The organism is Tannerella serpentiformis (assembly GCF_003033925.1).
In the GTDB taxonomy this organism is placed as follows: Bacteria; Bacteroidota; Bacteroidia; order Bacteroidales; family Tannerellaceae; genus Tannerella; species Tannerella serpentiformis.
This window is the reverse complement of record NZ_CP028365.1, coordinates 2,780,952-2,799,837: the sequence shown is the minus strand read 5'-3', so window position 1 is coordinate 2,799,837 and position 18,886 is coordinate 2,780,952. Positions and strand designations below refer to the sequence as shown.

Sequence of the window (18,886 nt, the reverse complement as noted above, 5' to 3'; positions counted from 1 at the left end):
TGCGCGCAGCCTCGGAACGAACAAAAAAGTGAGGGGAAACACCTTGGCAGGGTTACTTATTCGTTTTTGCGGGGTCGGCCTTTGGGGCCTTTGCCTCCGTGGATGGTTCCGCCTTCGTAGCCTCGGAAGGTCCCACCGTCTCGGGCGCCTTCGCGGCCTCGGAGGCTTTCACCGCCGTAGATTCTTCCGGCTTTGGCGCCGCTTCCGTGGGGCTCACCCACGGGGCCGGGCCACCCAGACGGACGTACCTGTCCGCGCCGCCGGTGTACATCATCACCGTATCCCCGGGGTAGCACGGAATGCCCGAAACGGTCACCGGTTTATCGGTCTCGTTTTCCACGATCAGCATGGAGGCAGGCTGAATGCCCTGCGGGAAGGCGCGCAGCTCGGTCGGGTCATTGGCAGTCACCGGTACGATGCAAGGATTGCAATCGTGACCGATGATGCCGTCCGCCGTAGGCCGGCGCAGCGCCGCGGCCGGGAAAGGTACCATGACCACATCCGGCCCCTCTAAACTGTCCGGGGCAACGAACGTGTACCGCCGCCCCGTGGTCTCATTTCTGTACATCATCGTTTAATTGTTATTGTATTGTCACTTTTAGGCTACTCGCTGCCGGCGACCCTCACCCGCGGCCCCCAAACCCGCCGAGGATTGCACAAAAAACCGATTCGGAGCCCCAAACCCGGCGAGGATTGGGCCAAAAATCAATTTGAAGCCCAAAACCCGGCGAGGATTGGGCCAAAAATCAATTTGAAGCCCAAAACCCGCCGAGGATTGCACCAAAAACCGATTCGGAGCCCAAAACCCGCCGAGGATTGCGCCAAAAACCGATTTGAAGCCTAAAACCCGCCGAGGATTGGGCTAAAAACCGATTTGGAGCCCGCGGCGAGGGTCATTTCACAGTACCCGTGTAGGGGCGAATTGCATTCGCCCCCATTAGACGGCCCCCGTAGGGCCGAATAAATATGTCCGCTGCCCGTCCCTGCCGGGACGTCTGTGGGGCGTATGCAATACGCCCCTACACGGGTACCCTGCAGACTTCCCTGCCTCGGCAGAGGCCGCCCCTACACGGGTACATGGTCATTGTTAGGTGTTGAGGCCTCCGGCCTGTTGAGTTGTTGAGGCCTCCGGCCCGTTGAGTTGTTGAGGCGTTTGTTCGTTGGCTTGACAAGCAGTTCAACATCTCAACGACTAAACACCTAAACATCTAAACAGGGCCGTTAGGCCCCAACACATAAACGCCTATTCCTCCGGCAGGGTGATGTCCGGATTGCCGTCGCCGCCCGGCTTCTTCGGTTTCTCGCCGCCCGGCTGGGGCTGTTCGCCGGAGCCACCGCCCGGCTTCTTGGGGTCTTTGGGATCTTTGGGATCCTTGGGATCACTGCCGCCCGGCTTCTTCGGATCCTTGGGTTGCTTCGGGTCTTTAGGCTCCTTGGGCTCCTTCGGCTGCTTGGGTTCCTTGGGGACGGATGGCTTGCGGGGCGTGCGCTTCTTCTGGGCGGCGGACTGCTTCCAGGCGGCGTCCAGCTCGGCGGCGCGCTGATTGAGGCGGGCGGCGAGGGCCTCGATGGCCGGCTTCTCGATGGGCGTGGAGCCGAAGAGGTAGTTGGAGCGGAGGGTGAAGAGGATGCGCTCGTAGGCCGCGTCGGTCCGCGGGCGGACTTTGGAGGCCAGCGGCAGCTTCGTGGCCGCGCGTCCGTCTGAGCGCTTGGTGGCCAAGTCGGAGAAGGCCTTGTTGAGGGCCTCGAGTTTGGCCGGCAGGTCGGCGAGGTGAAGCGTGGTGAGGTGGGCCGTGAGCTCCGCCTTCTTCAGGTCGACCACGAGGCCGGAGATGAGGGCCGTCTCACGGTCAGCCGCCTCGGTGGGGGCGCCGCTGTAGACGCTGACGGTGGGCATGAGCGCGGCGGCAGCTTTCTGTACGGCCTCGTCGGGCGAGAGTCGGGCGGCGCGGACGGAGGCGAAGAAGTACTGCACGGCGCGATCGCGGGCCGTGTCAGCCTTCACGAGCTCGGCCGTGAGGGCGTCGGCTTGGGCCTCGCGGTTGAGTTCGGTCTCTTCGGTGATGCCGCCGTTGTAGTCGGTCATGATCTCGGCCGGGATACCGGTCTTGGCCTGATCGGCCGATTTCAGGATGCCGTGCATTTCGGTGTGATAGGTCACGTGCATCGCGTTGTCGAGCTTCGTCTGCCCGACGGTCTTAATCTCTAAATCTTTGTCCATACTGATGTTTGTTGTTGGTTGTTGGTTTGTTTAGGTGTTTAGTTGTTCGTTGTTAGTTGTTAGTTGTTAGTTGTTAGTTGGTTCGTTGGTTTGTTGATTCGGCGGCAAAGGTGAAGGGCGCTCAGACGCCCCGCAAATCGGCGTGTAAAGAACTGCGGATTCAGGCGGTTTTAACGGTTAAAATCGGCGGCTCTTTGCCGTGGGGATCCGGGCAGTCGGCACTTGTTTTTCCGACAATTAGCGGTGTAGGAAGGGGGTGAAAAGAGGCTCGGAGCGGAACCGATATGCAGGTAACAGGTCAAACTTCGCCGCCCGGCGCACCGGGCCCGGTAGTGGTGTCCGCGATGTGATCAATGTATCGCAGGCCTTACTGAACCCTCGCTGCGCGCCTTCGATCCCACAAAGGCCATCGAGGTCAGCGCCCTATTCGATCAATACATTAAAGAGATGCTCCGATGAAGCTGACGGACAAACAGGCTTTACAGGAATGGGAGCAATACCTGCAATCCATCCGCGAAGAAACGGCCATCGATCGCGCCATGCCCGTGGCCGAACGCGAAAAGCGCCGCCAATGGCCCCTGAGGCGCATCCCGCCCAGAATGGATCAAAGAGCTGTTCCCACTCCCCTCCCTCATGTACCCGGCCAACTTCGCTGGCGGCAGCAGCCGCCCCCGGCCAAACTTCGCCGGCGGCCGCAGCCGCCCCCGACGATTTCGACACGGATGAAGAATGCCGCAATCCTGAAATCATCGCCGACAAATGGAACTGGACCAGAGCAAGCCCTCTACTTTACACGCTCATTCAGCGAGCCCCTGTTGGTTATTTGGTGCGGCAACATCATCGCCCGCGATTGCTGTATTGCCCGAGCCGGTGCGCGTGCCCGTGAGCTGGCCGGGCGGAATAAGCCGCTGGGAAATTGGGACATCATCAATATCCGAATGGTAGACATCCGCCGCCCCGACCCCAAGCGAGACTTTGCTGAGGGCGTTTCGGTCTGGCCGGAAAAGAATACGGAGGCGATGATCGACGAAGTACTCGCTCAGGTGTCGGCCGCCTCGGCGCAAAAGGAATGCTTCAACAACCCAGTGGTTGAAGGGACGTACTTCAAAGAGATCACATGGGGCGCCGTGCCCCCGCTTAATAAGTTTCCTTTCCTCATTAGTTATGGCGACCCGGCGCCCTCCAATCGTACGACGCACCGCAAAGGCGTGAAAGCGCTCGGATCGTTTAAGTCGAACGTGCTTTTGGGCATTTTGGATGGCCGTCTGTATGTCATTACGGCCTTCCTCGACCACGTCACCAATGATGAGTTCGTCAATTGGTACTACTACCAAAAGGATTACGTCCGCGACCGTACGACGATTTACAACTACATCGAGAATAACAAGCTACAGGATCCCTTCTACGAACAGGTTTTCAAGCCGCTTTTCCTGCAAAAGGCCATCGAACGGAAATTCATCATCTCTATCGCACCCGACGAACGAGCCAAACCGGATAAGTTCGCCCGAATTGAAGGCAACCTTGAGCCGCTCAATCGGGCGGGCAACCTGATTTTCAACATTGCCGAAAAAGAGAATCCCCACATGCAGCGACTCGAGGAACAGTTTAAGCTCTTCGATGATGGACTCCCCGCCCCAGCCGACGGCCCAGACGCAGTGGAAGGGGGTTACTTCGTGGCTCAGCGTAAGGTTGCCGCCATCACCCCCACGGCGTGGTCGATCGGCACGCGGCCGGTGAATAAGAAAAGGTATTGAAAGCGTTTTTTACCCCTCCCAGTTCCACGAGGGGTAGGCACGACGGAGGGCGGCGGCTGTTTCGCGGCGGGTATGTAGGTCGGACAGGTAGTGGCTGACCCCACGCAGCACGTCCATAATAGACCGTTCGTCTACGAAAAACTCATGCTCGGACAGAATGTGCATCACATCATCGAAGCGGCGACGGCGTACCTCTGTCCAGTAATAGAAACGCGCTGCCAGCAGCCGGCGGCGCGCCTCGCGACGCTCCACCCGTGTCAAACACATGGAAGGATTTCCCTCCGTCTCTTTCGTCTGGTTCTGTCCGGTCATCATTGATTGCTTGTCCTTGCTTTTGCAAAGGAAGCAAAAGCGGAGGGAAAGGGCGACGATTTGGCAGGTGAAAAGATAGACACAATGTCACCCGCCTATATACAGCAAAGGCGGCCTATCCATCCCGGACTCCGGCCGCCCCTATCAAAAGAAATTTATAACATCTTACTCTTATACCTTGTCTACTTCTTTCCTGACGTCAGGAAAATGCTCCCCCCGCTCTATCTCTACGATCCCCCGTATAATCTCATAAGCCACTTGCGGGACAATCGCGTTGCCGGCCGCTCTTAGGGCTTCTTCGTTGAATCGTTTATCGGCACGGCGGGGCGCCTGCGGGCGCCGGCGAAGTCTGCCGGGTACAGGCCCGATGGCTGCCCCCGGTGAGTATCGTACGGCGGCCATAGTCGGTGCCGAATCGTGGAATAAGTCTTTCATCGATGATCGTTTTTGTCAGTGTACGGATGTCTTTATGATGATAGGCGGCGGGGAACAGGGAGGCCAACACGTCGGAACCAAATGCGCCGATCTCACACGATACGACCGTCTCGATGCCGCCCCCGCGCGTACCCGGCCAAACTTCGCAGGCGGCCGCAGCCGCCCCGATATGAATCATCCCCGCCGCCATCCTGTTTTACTCCTCGCTGACCGTTTCCGATGTGTTATTCTCGGTGGCATGCGTCCGACAAACTTCGCAGGCATGTACCCGGCAAGGTTCACTGGTGGCCTTGAGATCCCCCCGGCCAAACTTCCCTGCCTCGGTAGAGGCCGCCGCCCGGTAGGCCTCTTCCTGGCGGCGGATCCACGCGGCAATATCTTTCCACGGGAGCATCCCGCCTACGTTCTTATCGTCCACGTAGCAATGCGCATACACCTTGCGCGCGTCGCTGCCATAGGTCACCACCTGATCCGGCTGATGATCATTGATTCGATCGAAACCAATGCCCTTTTCAAGCAGCCAGTTCACCATCTCCGTTTGCTGGCGCCCTTCGCGGCATGTCCAGATAATGATGTAGTGCCCTTCGGCGCGCAGAGCGTTGATCGCCTCACGCGCCCCAGGCATCGCCTCGCCGATCCTCGGCCACTGGCCGTCGTGGATCGTTCCGTCAAAGTCTACTGCGATGATCATACGTCCGTCATGCTTAAGGGGATGGCCACCCAGGCGCCCGACTCGTCGCGTACCGCCGCGCGGATGTAGTCTTTCGAGGGCGTGGGTTGGTAGCTCTCTTGGATGATGCGCACGCCCTCTATAAAGCGTTCGTCACCCGTTTCCTCGGCCATCTTTTGCAGTTGTAGCACGCGGGAGGCCTTCAGATTGCCCGCCTCGTCGCGCGACAGCAGCCGCAGGATGGCCTTGACCAGCGCGCGGCTGGCATCGTCGCGGGCCTGCGATTCGATGTACGTTTTGACCATCGCGATACCCTCGTTCACCGTGTCGCGGTAATTGTCGAGCATGTAGTGCCCGATGGTGATGCGCATCGTGCCCTCGGAGTTGGTGAACGTGTGCGACTGCTGATCGTCTTTGACGCCGAACAGCTCCGCCTTCATCTCTAATGCCCCGCGGAAGGCCTCCGCCGCGGCCGTCTTTTTCTGGGCGATAGCCTCGCTGATATTCGTCAGCTCGGGCATTACGGCCGCGATCGTCTCATCCACCAATTCCGTGTAGGCTTCGCGATCGGACTTCCGTTTGGCCTCCGCCGCTTTTTTCTCTTTAGCCAGTTTGTAGGCCTCAAACTCTTGGCGCTCCTCGGCCGTCATTTCTACTGTTGTCATTTCTGTTTATGCGTTTAGGTGTTTATCTGTTTATGCGCCCAGGGATCTCTTTCCGTCCGTCGGGGAACATCACATAGAGGAAGCCCCCGCCGCCCTGAGGTGTATCCGCCATTCGGCCGACCTTTTCAATGTCTTTTACACGCTGCATAAAGGCGTTGTAAAGGCTGCGTAAACGATCCAGCGGAATGCGGTTGAAGTTCGTTGCCCCGGCCGCTCGGCAGGCAATAGCCTTTACCCGATTTACATCCGCCTCATAGTCCATTGCTTGGCAGTAGCCGAACACGGCGGCCATCACCCGCTTGCGCCAGCGGTCAGCCTCGGACGCCCGCGGGGTCATCGCCACGGCCAGTTTACTGCACACGTCGGCCAGCCCTGCGCAATCCATTTCCGAGGAATGCTCTACGCCATACGAGGCGAGGATCTCGCGCTTACCGTCCTCATCGATCCGCGCCCTGTTCAGCAGCATGTGGAAGCGCTTCAGTAGTTGCCGCTTCCGGTGATCGTTGTCTATTGTTTTCATCATTCTTTGAACTAAAATCTAAAAGGTAAAAACTAAAAGTCCTACCGGCAGGAGGGGGCCGGTCGGGTACCCGGCAACTTTTCATTTTTAGCTTTTCGTTTTTCCGTTTACCTCCCGCCCCCAGTATTCATCCGCGCCTTTATCCCAGATCACCACCGGGCGACCGCCGCCGTAACGGCTCGTGGGGAAGGCTTTGAACCCCTCGATGCGGAAGGCCACGTTGGCATCGCGCAGGATGCGCAGGGCCGTGGGCGTCGAGGGGCGACGGCCGTCCACGTGACTGATGTAGACGAACAGCTTCGTGGGGAAGCGTCGTTTGAGGTCTTTGTATTCTGAAAACTTCAGATCCATGAATTGCACGGAATCGATAAAGACGATGTCCGCACTGCGTTGCCGCCGCAGCCTTTCGCAAAGCTCGTCCTTGCTTTCGCGGTCGAGCAGTATCCAGCGGGCGCCCGCCTCGAGCAGGCCGGCGCGGTCGACAGCCATCTGGATCGTCCGCGAATTGCCCTCCTCGACGCTGTTGTAGGCCACGCGGCCGAAGGCGGTCAGATACTTGGATAGCATCATGGCGAAGGTCGTTTTGCCATTCTTCGTGTCGCCATAGATGATCCAGCTGCCCGTCAGTTCGGGCTCACCCACCGCATCGCGCCATACACCGTCGAACCCGAGGGTGTTGAACTTTGTGGTCAGCACATTGCGCGCCGTCAATGCTCTTTTCATAAGCTAAAATCTAAAAGTGAAAAGGTAAAAACTGCCAGGGTATAGCCGGATGAGATTCACCGCTCCTGCCGGCAGGACTTTTCGTTTTTCGTTTTTAGTTGTTAGTTCCCTTCGAGAGTTCGATGTTTATCCGTCGGAGGGATGGCGTGTTGTCTTCGCCCATCAGGCGGCGCAGCAGGCGATTCACATCCGTATCCGCTCCGGCGTTGGCTTTGATGATCATCGCGGCCGTCAGTTGCAGGAAGCGCTCGGCCTCTTCGCGGGCCGTGGGCACGACCTTGCCGTAGCGCTTGCCAAAGCGGCCGAAGATTTCGGCGTAGCCCACCTTCTTGTTGTCGATGGCCCGGCGGATCTTTTCGCTGAGGCCATCCGCGCCCATCATGTAATACCCGCAGCAGTGCTCCGTGGCGTTCCATAGGGCTTTGATCTCGAGGAAAGCCTCATAGCTGAGGTCGCCCGCCTCGTCGAGGATGACCAGCGGCCGATCGAGCGTTTTGAGGTAGAACACGAGGTCGTTGTAGACGTCCGCCAGCCGCCCCGTGCTACCCACGCCAAACTCTCGGGCGATGCCCCGTAGCAGCTTTTGCCGCGTTTTGACCTGCGAGCAATCCACATAGACGGCATTGCGGTGCGTTTTGACATATTGCCGGGCGGTGTAGGTCTTTCCGATGTCGGTCAGGTCGCAGAGCATGGCCGAGAGGCCGTTCTGCTGGCACATTTCGAGCTGCGCCGTGATGTATTTGAAGACGGGTGTTTCGGCCGTCTGCCATGCCGGCGCATCGGTCAGGCCGACGCCCAAGCGGCGGGCAATGCTGATCCACTTTTCGTCGGCCAGCACCCCGACCGTCTCGCCCCGCTTGATGCGGCTGTATTGCGCGCTGCCTATGCCAAGCGTGGCGGCAAAGCGGGCGTCCGAGCCGTCGAAATTGCCCCGACGCGCCGCCAGCGCGGCCCGGATTTTCTCTTTGTATTCGTTCGTGAGGCTCATATATTCGCGTGTTTTTAACGTTATTCTTACTTGCTTATGACTGAGTATTATTTGCTTGAATGCATGATCCCTGACGAGCTGCCCGACAAGCAGTTCGTCGAGAGTACCAAAGCTCTTTTGTCGTTTTCCCGGCTGATGAAATGCCCTTGCCGGCAGGTGCAAGGGGAAAACTATTGGTTAGTTGAATTGCCGGCTGACCCATATGCTTTCTGCGAGGCGATAAATGCGTTTGAGGCGTTTTGTCCACTTTATCAGATTGCTCATTCTCTACAATATTATCCTGTCGAAACATGTCCTATTCGTGTTAAGTAGTTTCTATTTTGTTGGTTCATAATTGATCGATCGCGCGGGCGGCCCAATCCTCCATCGAGGCCGTCAGTTCGTCTTCCTCATAGCCGATCGGCTGACGGGTTTCGACGATTTGGACGGGCGCCGCGGCCGTGGCCTCAGCCGTCTCTTTACTGATCCGGCCCACCTGGGGGATCTCTCGGCGCCGCTCGCGGATCATCCGGTCGAAGCGCGCCGCACGCTTATGTTGCGTGAGCATCCGCGCCTCGTCCGCCTCAGTGCGTTCCGCGGCGCATTCGTTGTAGGCCATCTCCGCCCGAGCTGTCGCCTGACCGATGTAGGCGTCGCCCTGATAGAGGTAGACGCACGGCACCGAGCCATCCTCGAGGGGCAGCCAGTAGGCCGTCACGCGCCGATCGTTCGGCTGGAGGCGGCTGAGCATATCGAAGTCCGCAAGGGCGAACTCGGCATTGGCCACCCGCACGTAGTCGTTGTTGCGGATGGTCGTTTCGGTTATGTTGCCGATGTGTTTATACAGCCTTTCCGGCGCGATTGGCCGCAGCGTCGGGTTGGCGTGCTTCAAAAGCACCTCGCGGCGAGTCAGCCCGGGGAACTCTTTCTGCCGTGGATGCAAGGCGTTATTATGCAACTCAATGTCTGCCAAATCGTCGGCAATGATCGTTTGCGGTTGAAAGGTGGGATCGATGAAATCACCATGCACCTTGTTGCGCACGCTTTTGAAGGCCTCCGCCTTGCCGTACCAACGGCCGCGCATGTGCCCTTGCTTCTTCGATGTGCCCCATTTGAGCGACCGGATGTTGTGCTCGGCCCGTTTCTCGGTGGGCGACGAACAGAATCGGACGAATTGGAAGGCCTCGGGCAGCCATTCGATGTTTTGCATCAGGTGATGCTCCACTTCCAGCTCGGCCGGCATGGGCAGACCCAGCTCCGTGAGCTCGCAAAAGACGTTGCGGAAGGCCTCCATCACGGTGTCCAACGTCGGTGTGCCCACGGTGTAGGCCGGGCGGAACCAGTAGCCCGAGACGACGTCCACGCAGAGGTATTTGGCCACCCAGCCGCGGGTGCTTTTTCGGGACAGGACGGCGTCGTCCATCGAGATTTTGGAGAGGGCAAACCTGCCATTGTGTCGCACATGCTTCGGGCGCTGCGAGTTGGCGTAGTCGAACTGGCCGTTGCGGTCGGCATAGACGGCCGTCTCGTTGACCACGTTTTTCAGGTACCGCCGGATGGTCGAGCAGCTCACCGCCTGCGGGCGGCCTTTGTAACGGTAATCCTCGGGGCGGAACACCTCGCCGGTCGTCCGGTCGAACAGCTCCGTATCGCCCGCCGCGAACTCCATGTAGAGTTCGTGCACTCGGGCTGCAAACGGCTTGTCGTTCGTTCGCCAAAGCGCCACGATCAGGTTTTCAGCCCGGCGGGACACCTTCCGCGCCGCGTCGTTGCCCATGTTGCGGGGCAGCAGCGAGGCATACCCCTCAGCCATGTAGGCGCGGAAGGCGCGCTCGAGGCTGCGTGCGTTGGTGTACTCGGGGACGGCCACGCCATACGTTTCGGCCGACCGCCGGCATTCCTCCGTGTGCCACTGGAGCATCGTCTGCCAGTAAGCCCCTTTCTTGAGCTTCGACCCACTGGCCGCGCGGCGCTCCGTCTGTCGGCGCAGCCCGTCGCCGAGGGCGTTGAAGATCGAGGCCTTGGCCGTGAGCTGCCGGACGGTCTCTTCCGAGAGGCGTGTCCCGTCTGCCTTTTCGTAGGCGGCGAAGAAGGCTTCCGCCTCCCGGTCTACATCCACCGCGTAGAGCGCCCGGTGTTCCTCGCGCGGCACGCGCCCCATCACCCTTTCGATCACCCGCAGCCAGTCGGCCCGACGGATCGAACGCGCGTCGATCACCGTCTCACCTCCTTTGCGTTGGCTGATGATGGATACATCGCCGTTTTGTCTGTCATAACAAAACTGCCGATACGTCAGCCCCGACTCACACCAGTCGTTCACCGTCAGGGCGGGCACTCCATCTATATATGCGTAAGCGGGCATCGTTCTTTTTATCTCCTTTCAATGTCCGGTTCGGGGGAGTCGAACCCCCGCGGCCACTTTCGGCCGTCAAAACCCTGAACCGGCGCCCCCTTAGGGATCAGGCACCCCCTTGGGGACTCACGTCAAACAGTTCTAAGAAATAAGCATCTATGTCGAGCAAAAAAGTATTCTTCTAATCCTCGCCGAAGTGGTCGGCTATGCGTTTCATCCGTTCCCGGTCGAGCCACCAAATCACCCCCACCATAACACCTGCAACCAGGTACAGGGCAATGTCTGTCATCGTCTCCGATCCTTCCGTCGGGCTGCACGAGAGCAACACCCCAAGGCATCCGAACCGAAGCCACATCCCCACGCTTGTCATTCTGAGCGCGCCCAAAAACATGCGTAGCATAGCCCTACGCCCTCCCTTGGATATATCGTTCCACCCGTTCGGCCGTCAGACTGACCGACTGCCCATCGTCCGAATCAAACAAGTAGACATCCAACTCCCGGTATCGGTATCGCAGCATTTCGCGCCGCCCCCGGCCCGTGTACCAATAGCACGCGCCGGACCTCAATTCTCTCGCCTTCATATATAATTCCTCCTTTCTATCACGCTCAACTCTCTGTATAAAACAGCCTCCAGCGCCCATTTCAGGCGCTTATCGCTATAAATGAAGTTGCACGCCTCCACCAGCATCTCATTGCTGCCTTTTGATGAGACACATACAACAGGGAAGTATTCGCCCTCACCGCTCCGTTCGATCGCAACCAAAATCGTCGCACGGACTTCGCCTTTCTCTTCGACCATTTCTTCCAGCTCGTCCGCCATCTTATGAACCCGTTCAACAAATAGATGCCTACGCTCCTCGATGCCCTCCGTCGTATGGGGGGAAGCGACAAAAACGCCTTTCAGTAAGTAACTCAGCTCGTCAAACCCATAAAGAGCGCTGTCCACCCCCGAAGGCCCCAGTGCCATTGTGTCCTTATCCATTTCGTTTTTCAGCTGTTAATGATCAATTCTATCGCATCGCTCAGCGCGTCGATACGCGCCTGTGCACGCAGCAGCTCCACATATAGCGGGTGCGCCGCCTGGACGATCGCTTCGTCCATCAGTTCCTCTTCCAATCGTTCCGCGTCCGCCCGCGCCAGCTCCAACTGCTGGCCCAGCTCGCCGATTACGGATTCATACTTCGTTTCCATCGCGTCGTTTTTCGTTGCCATTCAGTTGTTCGATGACGGACGTCATCCGCGCCTCCGACAGCGGATTCACATACTCCCGACAGTTCTTCAGCGCCCGTTCCTGCAAAGCCAGCATCACGCTCCCGGCATGCCCACCGGCCTGCCCAGCCACTACCCGCTGCACGAACCACACCGGGTAACCTGTCGAGCGCGCCACCTGTATATAGTCCCGTCGCGACAGGTAGCGCTGCATCCGCCCCATCATCACCCGTTCCAGCTCTTCCCGTTGCTCGTCGGTCAGCTGTGCCCCCGGATCCACGTAGTAGCCATATTTCCGAAGGCTCGGCAGCACCTCGCCCGTCACCCATTTCCGGAACGCCCGGATCTTTTCTCTGCGCTCGTTTATGTAATCGGTGCTCACTCCGCGGGCTTTTTGAGGCTGATATTGAAAGATCATTGAATACAAACCACTCTCATTTACGATCGCAACGGTCTAATTTCCACCGGGGGTCTCCATTTGCGTCACCCCCTTTTCATCATCATCCAAAGCCCTCATCGTTCGTTCTCTATGAGTGTCACCGAAATAGTCCGCCACATCCTTTGCAACAAACCACGGCTCATCCTTAATCATTTGCACCCGAATCGATGCCCCTTCTTTCCATTGTAAAATGCTCGTTTCCATTCTTCTTACTCCTTCATTTTAATACAGTTACTTGTTCCTTTCCTTTCTCTTTCAGACCCATATCCAGCGCCCGTTGCCGGATGCGCTTGACCAAGTCACTGCGAAACTCACCGTTCAAAGCCATGTTCACCATCCGGGTAGTCACCCCAAATGCCTCAGCCAAAGCCTTTACCGATGCCGAATCCCGCAGGATCTTTCTCATTTCATTGTTCGTGCTCATATATCTTATCTTTAGCGCGCCTTCCTATCAGGAAAGCGCTGCAAAGAAAAGAGGGATAATTCAATTATGAAAGAAATTGCGAGAGAAATTTCAGTTCTAAAGAGGCGTATTCTGGAATACGCTGATAGCAAGGGGATTAAAAAGTATGAGATTTACCAGAATACGGGTATATCCAATGGGGTTCTTTCCCAAAAAGGCGGGTTGTCCGAGGATAATGTAATGAGATTTCTCTCGCATTATAGTGATCTATCTCCCGAATGGCTACTTACTGGCAAGGGGGCTATGCTGCGCGGGCAATCGGCGCCGGAAGTGGCTCCCCCACCATCGGAGCCGGCCTTCCCCGGCTTTATCGAAGAAATAAAGTCTCTATCCGTCAAAGTCGGCCGCTTAGAAGCTGAAAATGAGCACTTGCGCACCGCCATCGAGGCCAAACAGAGGGAGATCGAGGCCCAACAAAGAGAGATCGAAGCCCAGCGAAGGGAGATTGAGGCCAGACAAAAAGAGATTGAGGATAAGGAACGACAGATCAAGCTGATGCGCATTGATCACCTGAAAAAAGAGGAACCCGATATTCATACTCAATATCTCGAACCTGCCCACGCACCTCTACCCCCCGAAAACCCCGTAGAATCCGCCGAACTGTTAAAATCTCAGCCCCAAGAAGCCCTCTTTACCCCCTGAAAACGGCCTAAAACGCTGGTTTTAAGCCCCTTTGTTGCGTCCCATCCGTCGCAACTCGCGTTCCTACGCCGTAATAAGGGGCAAAACTCACCTCGAAAAGTCCACAACTTAACACATTCTTAACCCGTAGGCGGAGGGCACTCACCCCCGTTTGTTGTCAATATTCTGTCATTATTCGGCGCCAGGATTGTCATTATCGCGTCATTATTCGATTTTGAGGGGTAAAAAAGAGGGGTGCCCGAACCCACGTCCGAACACCCCTTTTTAGGCCCTTTTTAAGGCCTCTGAGCGCCTTTGTTTATCCCCTCAGATCATCAGTATTCATGCGCCTTTTCGCGCGTTTTTGGCCCTTTGAGAGGCCTCAATCCAACCCGCCCGTTGTAGGCCCTCAATTCCATCCCCTTGAATCCAACCGAAATCCAAGCAAAATGTACTCAATGTTTGGCGGCTCTTTTTCTCAGTTCTCTGTTTTTCAGCTCTTTCCATTTTCCCCGTTGTACTTAATGTTTTGTGGGGCATAGAATCCTCCGCAACAAAAGGAAGGGTTCGGGGGCTTTCTTATATCCTCACTGAAAAAACAAAAGCGATCTTCATTACGAAGGTCGCTTTTGCCAAAACTCCAAATCTTTTTCGGGTATCATGAATAAGGCGTAAAGATTGTTCTGGTTATCTGCCCGCAAAGAAGGGGCAAAGCTGATAGGCCTGCAAATTTTCGAACCTGTTCTACAACATGTTTTGAGAATTTGCTCGTCCCGTATTTTCTACTTACCGGACGAATTGCACGGCCATGCCTCGTACGGTGTCCGACACGCGGCCATCGGCGTAGGCCGGCTGACCGTTGACGAACGTCATCCGCACGGCGTGCTGGAAAGTCTGGCCTTCCATCGGCGACCATCCGCAGTGGTAGAGCAAATTCTCGCGTGTGACGCGCCACGGTGACGTCGGGTCGACCAGCACAAGGTCGGCGTAATAGCCCGGACGGATGTAGCCGCGGCGGTCGATGTGGAAGAGGTCGGCGGGATTGTGCGCCATCTTCTGCACCACCTGCTCACGTGTTACGACGCCGCGCGCGGCCAGCTCAAGCATAGCCACCAACGTGTGCTGCACCATCGGCCCACCGGACGCGGCCGTGAGGCACGATCCTTCTTTCTCGGCCGGTAAATGCGGCGCGTGATCGGTAGCGACGATGTCAATGGCACCCGTGAGGAGGGCGTGACGAAGCGTCTCGCGGTCGTCGAACGACTTGATCGAGGGGTTCCACTTGATGCGGTTGCCGTAGGTGGCATAATCGGCGTCGGTGAACCAGAGGTGATGCACGCAGACCTCGGCCGTGATCTTCTTCTCCGTCAATGGCCGACCGGTGGCGAAGAGCGAAAGCTCGCGCTCGGTGGAGACGTGGAGCACGTGCAGACGCACGCCCATCTTGTCGGCCAACTCGACAACGCGCGACGAACTGGCGTAGCAGGCTTCGGCGTTGCGGATCTTGGTGTGAAAGGCGGGCGGCAGATCCTCGCCCATGAGGTTGATGTAGCGCTCGCGATTGCGCTCGATGATGGATTCCTCTTCGGCGTGGACGGCGATGGGCAGGTCGGTCTCGCCAAAGATGCGGCGGACGGTGTCGGCGTTCATGGCGCCGTTGCCGGTGGAGGATCCGAGGAAGAGCTTGAGGCCGGGCACGCGGGTGGGGTCGAGGCGACGGATCTCGTCGGCGTTGTCGTCCGATCCGCCGAAGTAGAAGGCGTAGTTGGCCGCCGATGTATCGGCCGCGCGCGCCATCTTCCACTCCCATTCGCGCCGTGTGACGGTCTTGGGGTTCGTGTTGGGCATGTCCATGAAGGTAGTCACGCCGCCGGCCACGGCCGCACGACTCTCGCTGGCGATGGTGCCCTTGTGCGTCATGCCGGGTTCGCGGAAATGCACATGGTCGTCGATCACGCCGGGCAGCAGCCATTGGCCGCGGGCGTTGATCACGGTGGCGCCATCCGCGCGCGGCGTCTCGCCTTCTTCATAGACCGCGGCGACGAATGCGCCGTCGATCAGTACCGATCCGACAAACGAGCGTCCCTCGTTGATGATCACGGCGTCTTGAATCAATGTCTTCATATAAGGAATCGTAGGGGGTAGTATAGGGTAGTATAGGGTAGTTAGATGTAGAGGGGGAACCTCTCATATGGGCAAAAAGAACGGGGGGCGCGTCCATTATGAGGATGTGCGCCCCCCGCGTTTACGGGTTGTTTATCCGACTTTCTTCTGTGGATATTTCCTGAAGAAGCCCTGCCACTTGAGCCGGAGTACGCCGAAGAGCGCCTCGCCGAAGATGGATGAGTTCATTTTGGATGTCCCCAGCACGCGGTTGACGAAGACGATGGGCACCTCCACGATCTTGAATCCGCAGCGGTGGGCGGTGTATTTCATTTCGATCTGGAAGGCGTAGCCCTTGAAACGGATTTTGTCGAGTTCGATGGTTTCGAGCACCTGGCGGCGGTAGCACTTGAATCCGGCGGTGGTATCGTGCACCTTGAGGCCGGTCACGAAGCGGACGTAGGCCGAGGCGTAGTACGACATGAGCACGCGCCCGAGGGGCCAGTTGACCACGTTCACGCCGTTGCAGTAGCGCGATCCGACGGCCACGTCGGCGCCCTGTTCGGTGCAGGCGGCGTAGAGCCGAAGCAGGTCTTGGGGGTTGTGGCTGAAGTCGGCGTCCATCTCAAAAATGAAGTCGTAGCCGTGCTCGATGGCCCACTTAAAACCGCAGATGTAGGCCGTGCCGAGGCCCTGCTTGCCGCTGCGTTCGACCAGATGCAGCCGCCCGGGAAACTCGCGCTGGAGGCGTTTGACGATGTCGGCCGTGCCGTCGGGCGAGCCGTCGTCGATGATCAATACGTGGAAGGCCTTCTCCAAGCCGAAGACGACGCGGAGGATGTTTTCGATGTTCTCTTTTTCGTTGTACGTCGGGATGATGACGATGCTGTCCGTTTCCATACTGGTTATTGTTTGTCGGGCGTCTCCACCGCCGCGCACGAGGTCGGAGGGAGGAACGTGGCCCTGTTTTCTTCTTTGATTTTCACGGGCCAAAAGTAGAAAGATTGTTTGGCGCCCCTTTTGCGCCCCCCCGCGGCGTGCCGACTCGGTTTCCGAACCGTTCCCGAACGGTTTCGCCCCAGAATCAATGTTTCCAGACCATTCCCGAACGGTTTCGCTCCAGAATCACTGTTTCCAGACCATTCCCGAACGGTTTCGCCGTAGAATCACGGTTTCTGGATCGTTACCGGACGGTTTCACCGCAGAAACACGGTTTCTAAACCATTCCCGAACGGTTTCGCCGTAGAATCACGGTTTCTGGACCGTTCCCGAACGGTTTCACCGCAGAATCACGGTTTCTGGATCGTTCCCGAACGGTTTCACCGCAGAATCACTGTTTCCGGACCGTTCCCGGACGGTTTCGCCGCAGAGTCACCCTCAAAAAAGGCATGCCTCCCGACAAACGCGGGAAGCATGCCAACATGAGCTAAGCTAAAAATAGTACCCCTCTCGGGGAGATCTGTTTACCAAGCGAAAATGGGGTACTCCTTCATCGTGTGGTTCACCTTCTCGCGAACGGAGGCGATGGTGGTGTCGCACGTCGGTTTGGAGAGCACCGTGTCGATCATCTCGACAATCTCACCCATGAGCGACTCCTTAGCGCCGCGGGTGGTGATGGCCGGGGTACCGATACGGATACCGGAGGTCTGGAACGGCGAACGGCTGTCGAAAGGCACCATGTTCTTGTTCACCGTGATGTCCGCGGCCACGAGCGCCTTTTCGGCCACCTTACCGGTGAGGTCGGGGAACTTCGTGCGCAGGTCGATGAGCATGCTGTGGTTGTCCGTTCCGCCGGAGATGATCTTGTAACCCTTGTCGACGAAGGCCTGGGCCATGACGGCGGCGTTCTTCTTCACCTGCGTCTGGTAGGTCTTGTATTCGGGCTGCAGCGCCTCCTCGAAGGCCACGGCCTTGGCGGCAATGACGTGCTCCAGCGGTCCGCCCTGAATGCCGGGGAAGACGGCCGAGTCGAGCAGCTGCGACATCTTCTTCACCTCGCCTTTCGGCGTCTTCTTGCCCCACGGGTTGTCGAAGTCCTTACCTAAAAGGATGACGCCACCGCGCGGTCCGCGCAGGGTTTTGTGGGTCGTAGAGGTGACGATGTGGGCGTACTGAAGCGGATTGTTGAGCAGTCCGGCAGCGACGAGTCCGGCGGGGTGTGCCATGTCGATCATGAGCAGGGCGCCGATCTTGTCGGCGATCTCACGCATGCGCTTGTAGTCCCAGTCGCGGGAGTAGGCCGAGGCGCCGCCGACGATCAGTTTCGGACGCTCGCGGAGGGCCACTTCTTCCATCTGGTCGTAGTCCACGCGGCCCGTCTCCTCCTTCACGTTGTACTCCAGGGCGTGGTAGAGGATGCCCGAGCTGTTGACGGGCGAACCGTGCGAGAGGTGTCCGCCGTGCGAGAGGTTAAGGCCGAGGAAGGTGTCGCCAGCGTTGAGCACCGCCAGGAAGACGGCAGCGTTAGCCTGTGCGCCGGAGTGCGGCTGCACGTTGACCCATTCGGCGCCGAAGAGCTTCTTCAGCCGCTCAATGGCCAGCGTTTCGCTCTCGTCCACCACCTCGCAACCGCCATAGTAGCGCTTGCCGGGGTATCCTTCGGCATACTTGTTCGTCAGGCAACTGCCCATGGCCTGCATGACCTCGTCGCTGACAAAATTCTCTGAAGCGATCAGCTCAATACCTTTCAGCTGACGCTGATGTTCGCGTTCGATAATCTCGAAGATTGCTTTGTCTCTTCTCATAGAAATACTCTGTTTACGATTACGTCTTACGTGACTTGAATAGTGATTATTGATTCTTTAACGGGGCGTAAAAGTACCCTGATTTTAATATCCGCAAAGAGAGGCCGCTTCTGGTGCGCCCTCCCCCGGGGGGGAGATCACCGGGAGGGCAGGAGGGCGGGCGGGGGCAGGTGCATACCGGCCATGACGAGTCCCTCGCGGCGGGCATAGTCGAGGATGCGACGACGGGTGCGGGCGGCGGCGGGTCGGTCCATGTCGTAGGACGTGCTGTACTCCGGGCGCTCGAGTTGCAGGGCGGCGCCGTGGATCAGGTCGCCGATGATGAGCAGCCGGCCGACGCGATAGGCAGTGTGGCCGGGCGTGTGACCGACGGCATCGATGGTGAGGACGCCGCCGGGCAACGTGTCGCCGAAGGCAAAGAGATGCAGGCGGTCGCGGTAGGCGTTCATGGTCTTCACCTGCTGTGCGTTCCGGTCGGGCGGCATGGCCATCCAGGCGTCATACTCCGGGCGCGAGGCGTAGACCTCGGCGTGGGGGAAGGCTGCCGTGTCGCCGTGCATCAGTCCGCCGATGTGGTCGCGGTGGAAGTGGGTGAGGTAGACGAGGTCGATCTCGGACGGGTCGTGCCCGAGGCGACGCAGCGCGTCGGCTGTCGGGGAAGCCGTAGCCGGTGTCGAAGAGGATGAT

General features: G+C 58.2%; 22 protein-coding genes. 2 read left to right on the top strand and 20 right to left on the bottom strand.

The features are described 5' to 3' along the window. Nucleotides 1-52 precede the first annotated feature (52 nt). Together C7123_RS11870 and C7123_RS11865 are read right to left on the bottom strand one after the other, a co-directional pair. A complete protein-coding gene (locus C7123_RS11870) occupies nt 53-571 on the bottom strand; it encodes a dihydrolipoyllysine-residue succinyltransferase component of 2-oxoglutarate dehydrogenase complex (RefSeq protein ID WP_069175185.1) in 519 nt (172 codons plus the stop codon). A gap of 672 nt (nt 572-1,243) precedes the next feature. Beyond that, nucleotides 1,244-2,221 (bottom strand): DUF6261 family protein, encoded by a 978-nt coding sequence (locus C7123_RS11865; protein WP_069175184.1) that lies wholly within the window; start codon nt 2,219-2,221, stop codon nt 1,244-1,246. Between the two features lie 455 nt (nt 2,222-2,676). Here C7123_RS11865 and C7123_RS11860 point away from each other — a divergent pair, with 455 nt between their 5' ends. Then, nucleotides 2,677-3,975 carry a hypothetical protein gene (locus C7123_RS11860; protein WP_069175183.1) on the top strand — a complete coding sequence of 433 codons (1,299 nt, stop codon included), beginning with the start codon at nt 2,677-2,679 and terminating at the stop codon, nt 3,973-3,975. 9 nt (nt 3,976-3,984) lie between these two features. On the opposite strand, the gene C7123_RS11855 is transcribed toward C7123_RS11860, so the two are convergent. From C7123_RS11855 to C7123_RS11785, 14 genes are all read right to left on the bottom strand, one after another. Next, nucleotides 3,985-4,287, bottom strand: coding sequence for a hypothetical protein (locus tag C7123_RS11855; RefSeq protein WP_159049927.1), 303 nt, complete (start codon nt 4,285-4,287; stop codon nt 3,985-3,987). Nucleotides 4,288-4,597: 310 nt separating this feature from the next. Then, entirely contained in the window at nt 4,598-4,900 is a 303-nt protein-coding gene (locus tag C7123_RS13050; protein ID WP_159049926.1) for a hypothetical protein, read from the bottom strand. A gap of 18 nt (nt 4,901-4,918) precedes the next feature. Next, the gene (locus C7123_RS11845; protein WP_069175180.1) at nt 4,919-5,413 is read right to left on the bottom strand and encodes an HAD family hydrolase; all 495 of its coding nucleotides are present in this window, start codon (nt 5,411-5,413) and stop codon (nt 4,919-4,921) included. Continuing rightward, nucleotides 5,410-6,057 (bottom strand): DUF3164 family protein, encoded by a 648-nt coding sequence (locus C7123_RS11840; protein WP_037985079.1) that lies wholly within the window; start codon nt 6,055-6,057, stop codon nt 5,410-5,412. The genes C7123_RS11845 and C7123_RS11840 overlap by 4 nt, the downstream gene beginning before the upstream one ends. 22 nt (nt 6,058-6,079) lie before the next feature. Further along, nucleotides 6,080-6,577 (bottom strand): hypothetical protein, encoded by a 498-nt coding sequence (locus C7123_RS11835; RefSeq protein WP_159049925.1) that lies wholly within the window; start codon nt 6,575-6,577, stop codon nt 6,080-6,082. 87 nt (nt 6,578-6,664) lie between these two features. Beyond that, nucleotides 6,665-7,300 carry a P-loop NTPase family protein gene (locus C7123_RS11830; RefSeq protein ID WP_069175178.1) on the bottom strand — a complete coding sequence of 212 codons (636 nt, stop codon included), beginning with the start codon at nt 7,298-7,300 and terminating at the stop codon, nt 6,665-6,667. A 94-nt stretch (nt 7,301-7,394) separates the two neighbouring features. Then, nucleotides 7,395-8,288 carry an ATP-binding protein gene (locus C7123_RS11825; protein ID WP_069175177.1) on the bottom strand — a complete coding sequence of 298 codons (894 nt, stop codon included), beginning with the start codon at nt 8,286-8,288 and terminating at the stop codon, nt 7,395-7,397. A gap of 328 nt (nt 8,289-8,616) precedes the next feature. Beyond that, complete coding sequence (locus tag C7123_RS11815; RefSeq protein ID WP_069175175.1) at nt 8,617-10,629, bottom strand: hypothetical protein; 2,013 nt, start codon at nt 10,627-10,629, stop codon at nt 8,617-8,619. Between the two features lie 172 nt (nt 10,630-10,801). Then, a complete protein-coding gene (locus C7123_RS11810; protein ID WP_069175174.1) occupies nt 10,802-11,020 on the bottom strand; it encodes a hypothetical protein in 219 nt (72 codons plus the stop codon). 177 nt (nt 11,021-11,197) lie between these two features. Then, entirely contained in the window at nt 11,198-11,602 is a 405-nt protein-coding gene (locus C7123_RS11805; RefSeq protein WP_107490665.1) for a hypothetical protein, read from the bottom strand. A gap of 8 nt (nt 11,603-11,610) precedes the next feature. Next, nucleotides 11,611-11,811 carry a hypothetical protein gene (locus C7123_RS11800; protein ID WP_069175172.1) on the bottom strand — a complete coding sequence of 67 codons (201 nt, stop codon included), beginning with the start codon at nt 11,809-11,811 and terminating at the stop codon, nt 11,611-11,613. Then, a complete protein-coding gene (locus tag C7123_RS11795; protein WP_159049924.1) occupies nt 11,795-12,211 on the bottom strand; it encodes a BRO-N domain-containing protein in 417 nt (138 codons plus the stop codon). Before C7123_RS11795 ends, C7123_RS11800 begins: the two co-directional genes overlap by 17 nt. A gap of 72 nt (nt 12,212-12,283) precedes the next feature. Then, complete coding sequence (locus C7123_RS11790; protein WP_069175170.1) at nt 12,284-12,472, bottom strand: BRO-N domain-containing protein; 189 nt, start codon at nt 12,470-12,472, stop codon at nt 12,284-12,286. 13 nt (nt 12,473-12,485) lie between these two features. Continuing rightward, nucleotides 12,486-12,692, bottom strand: a complete 207-nt coding sequence (locus C7123_RS11785) for a hypothetical protein (RefSeq protein WP_069175169.1) — start codon at nt 12,690-12,692, stop codon at nt 12,486-12,488. A 66-nt stretch (nt 12,693-12,758) separates the two neighbouring features. On the opposite strand from C7123_RS11785, the gene C7123_RS11780 reads away from it, so the two are divergent. Further along, nucleotides 12,759-13,373, top strand: coding sequence for a hypothetical protein (locus tag C7123_RS11780; protein ID WP_069175168.1), 615 nt, complete (start codon nt 12,759-12,761; stop codon nt 13,371-13,373). A 765-nt stretch (nt 13,374-14,138) separates the two neighbouring features. Here C7123_RS11780 and C7123_RS11770 read toward each other — a convergent pair. From C7123_RS11770 to C7123_RS13420, 4 genes are all read right to left on the bottom strand, one after another. Next, complete coding sequence (locus C7123_RS11770) at nt 14,139-15,476, bottom strand: dihydroorotase (RefSeq protein WP_069175166.1); 1,338 nt, start codon at nt 15,474-15,476, stop codon at nt 14,139-14,141. A gap of 132 nt (nt 15,477-15,608) precedes the next feature. After that, complete coding sequence (locus C7123_RS11765; RefSeq protein WP_069175165.1) at nt 15,609-16,355, bottom strand: polyprenol monophosphomannose synthase; 747 nt, start codon at nt 16,353-16,355, stop codon at nt 15,609-15,611. A 563-nt stretch (nt 16,356-16,918) separates the two neighbouring features. After that, nucleotides 16,919-18,199 carry a serine hydroxymethyltransferase gene (gene glyA, locus C7123_RS11760; protein ID WP_037984813.1) on the bottom strand — a complete coding sequence of 427 codons (1,281 nt, stop codon included), beginning with the start codon at nt 18,197-18,199 and terminating at the stop codon, nt 16,919-16,921. Between the two features lie 137 nt (nt 18,200-18,336). After that, the gene (locus C7123_RS13420) at nt 18,337-18,840 is read right to left on the bottom strand and encodes an MBL fold metallo-hydrolase (RefSeq protein ID WP_335755865.1); all 504 of its coding nucleotides are present in this window, start codon (nt 18,838-18,840) and stop codon (nt 18,337-18,339) included. Between the last annotated feature and the right edge of the window lie 46 nt (nt 18,841-18,886).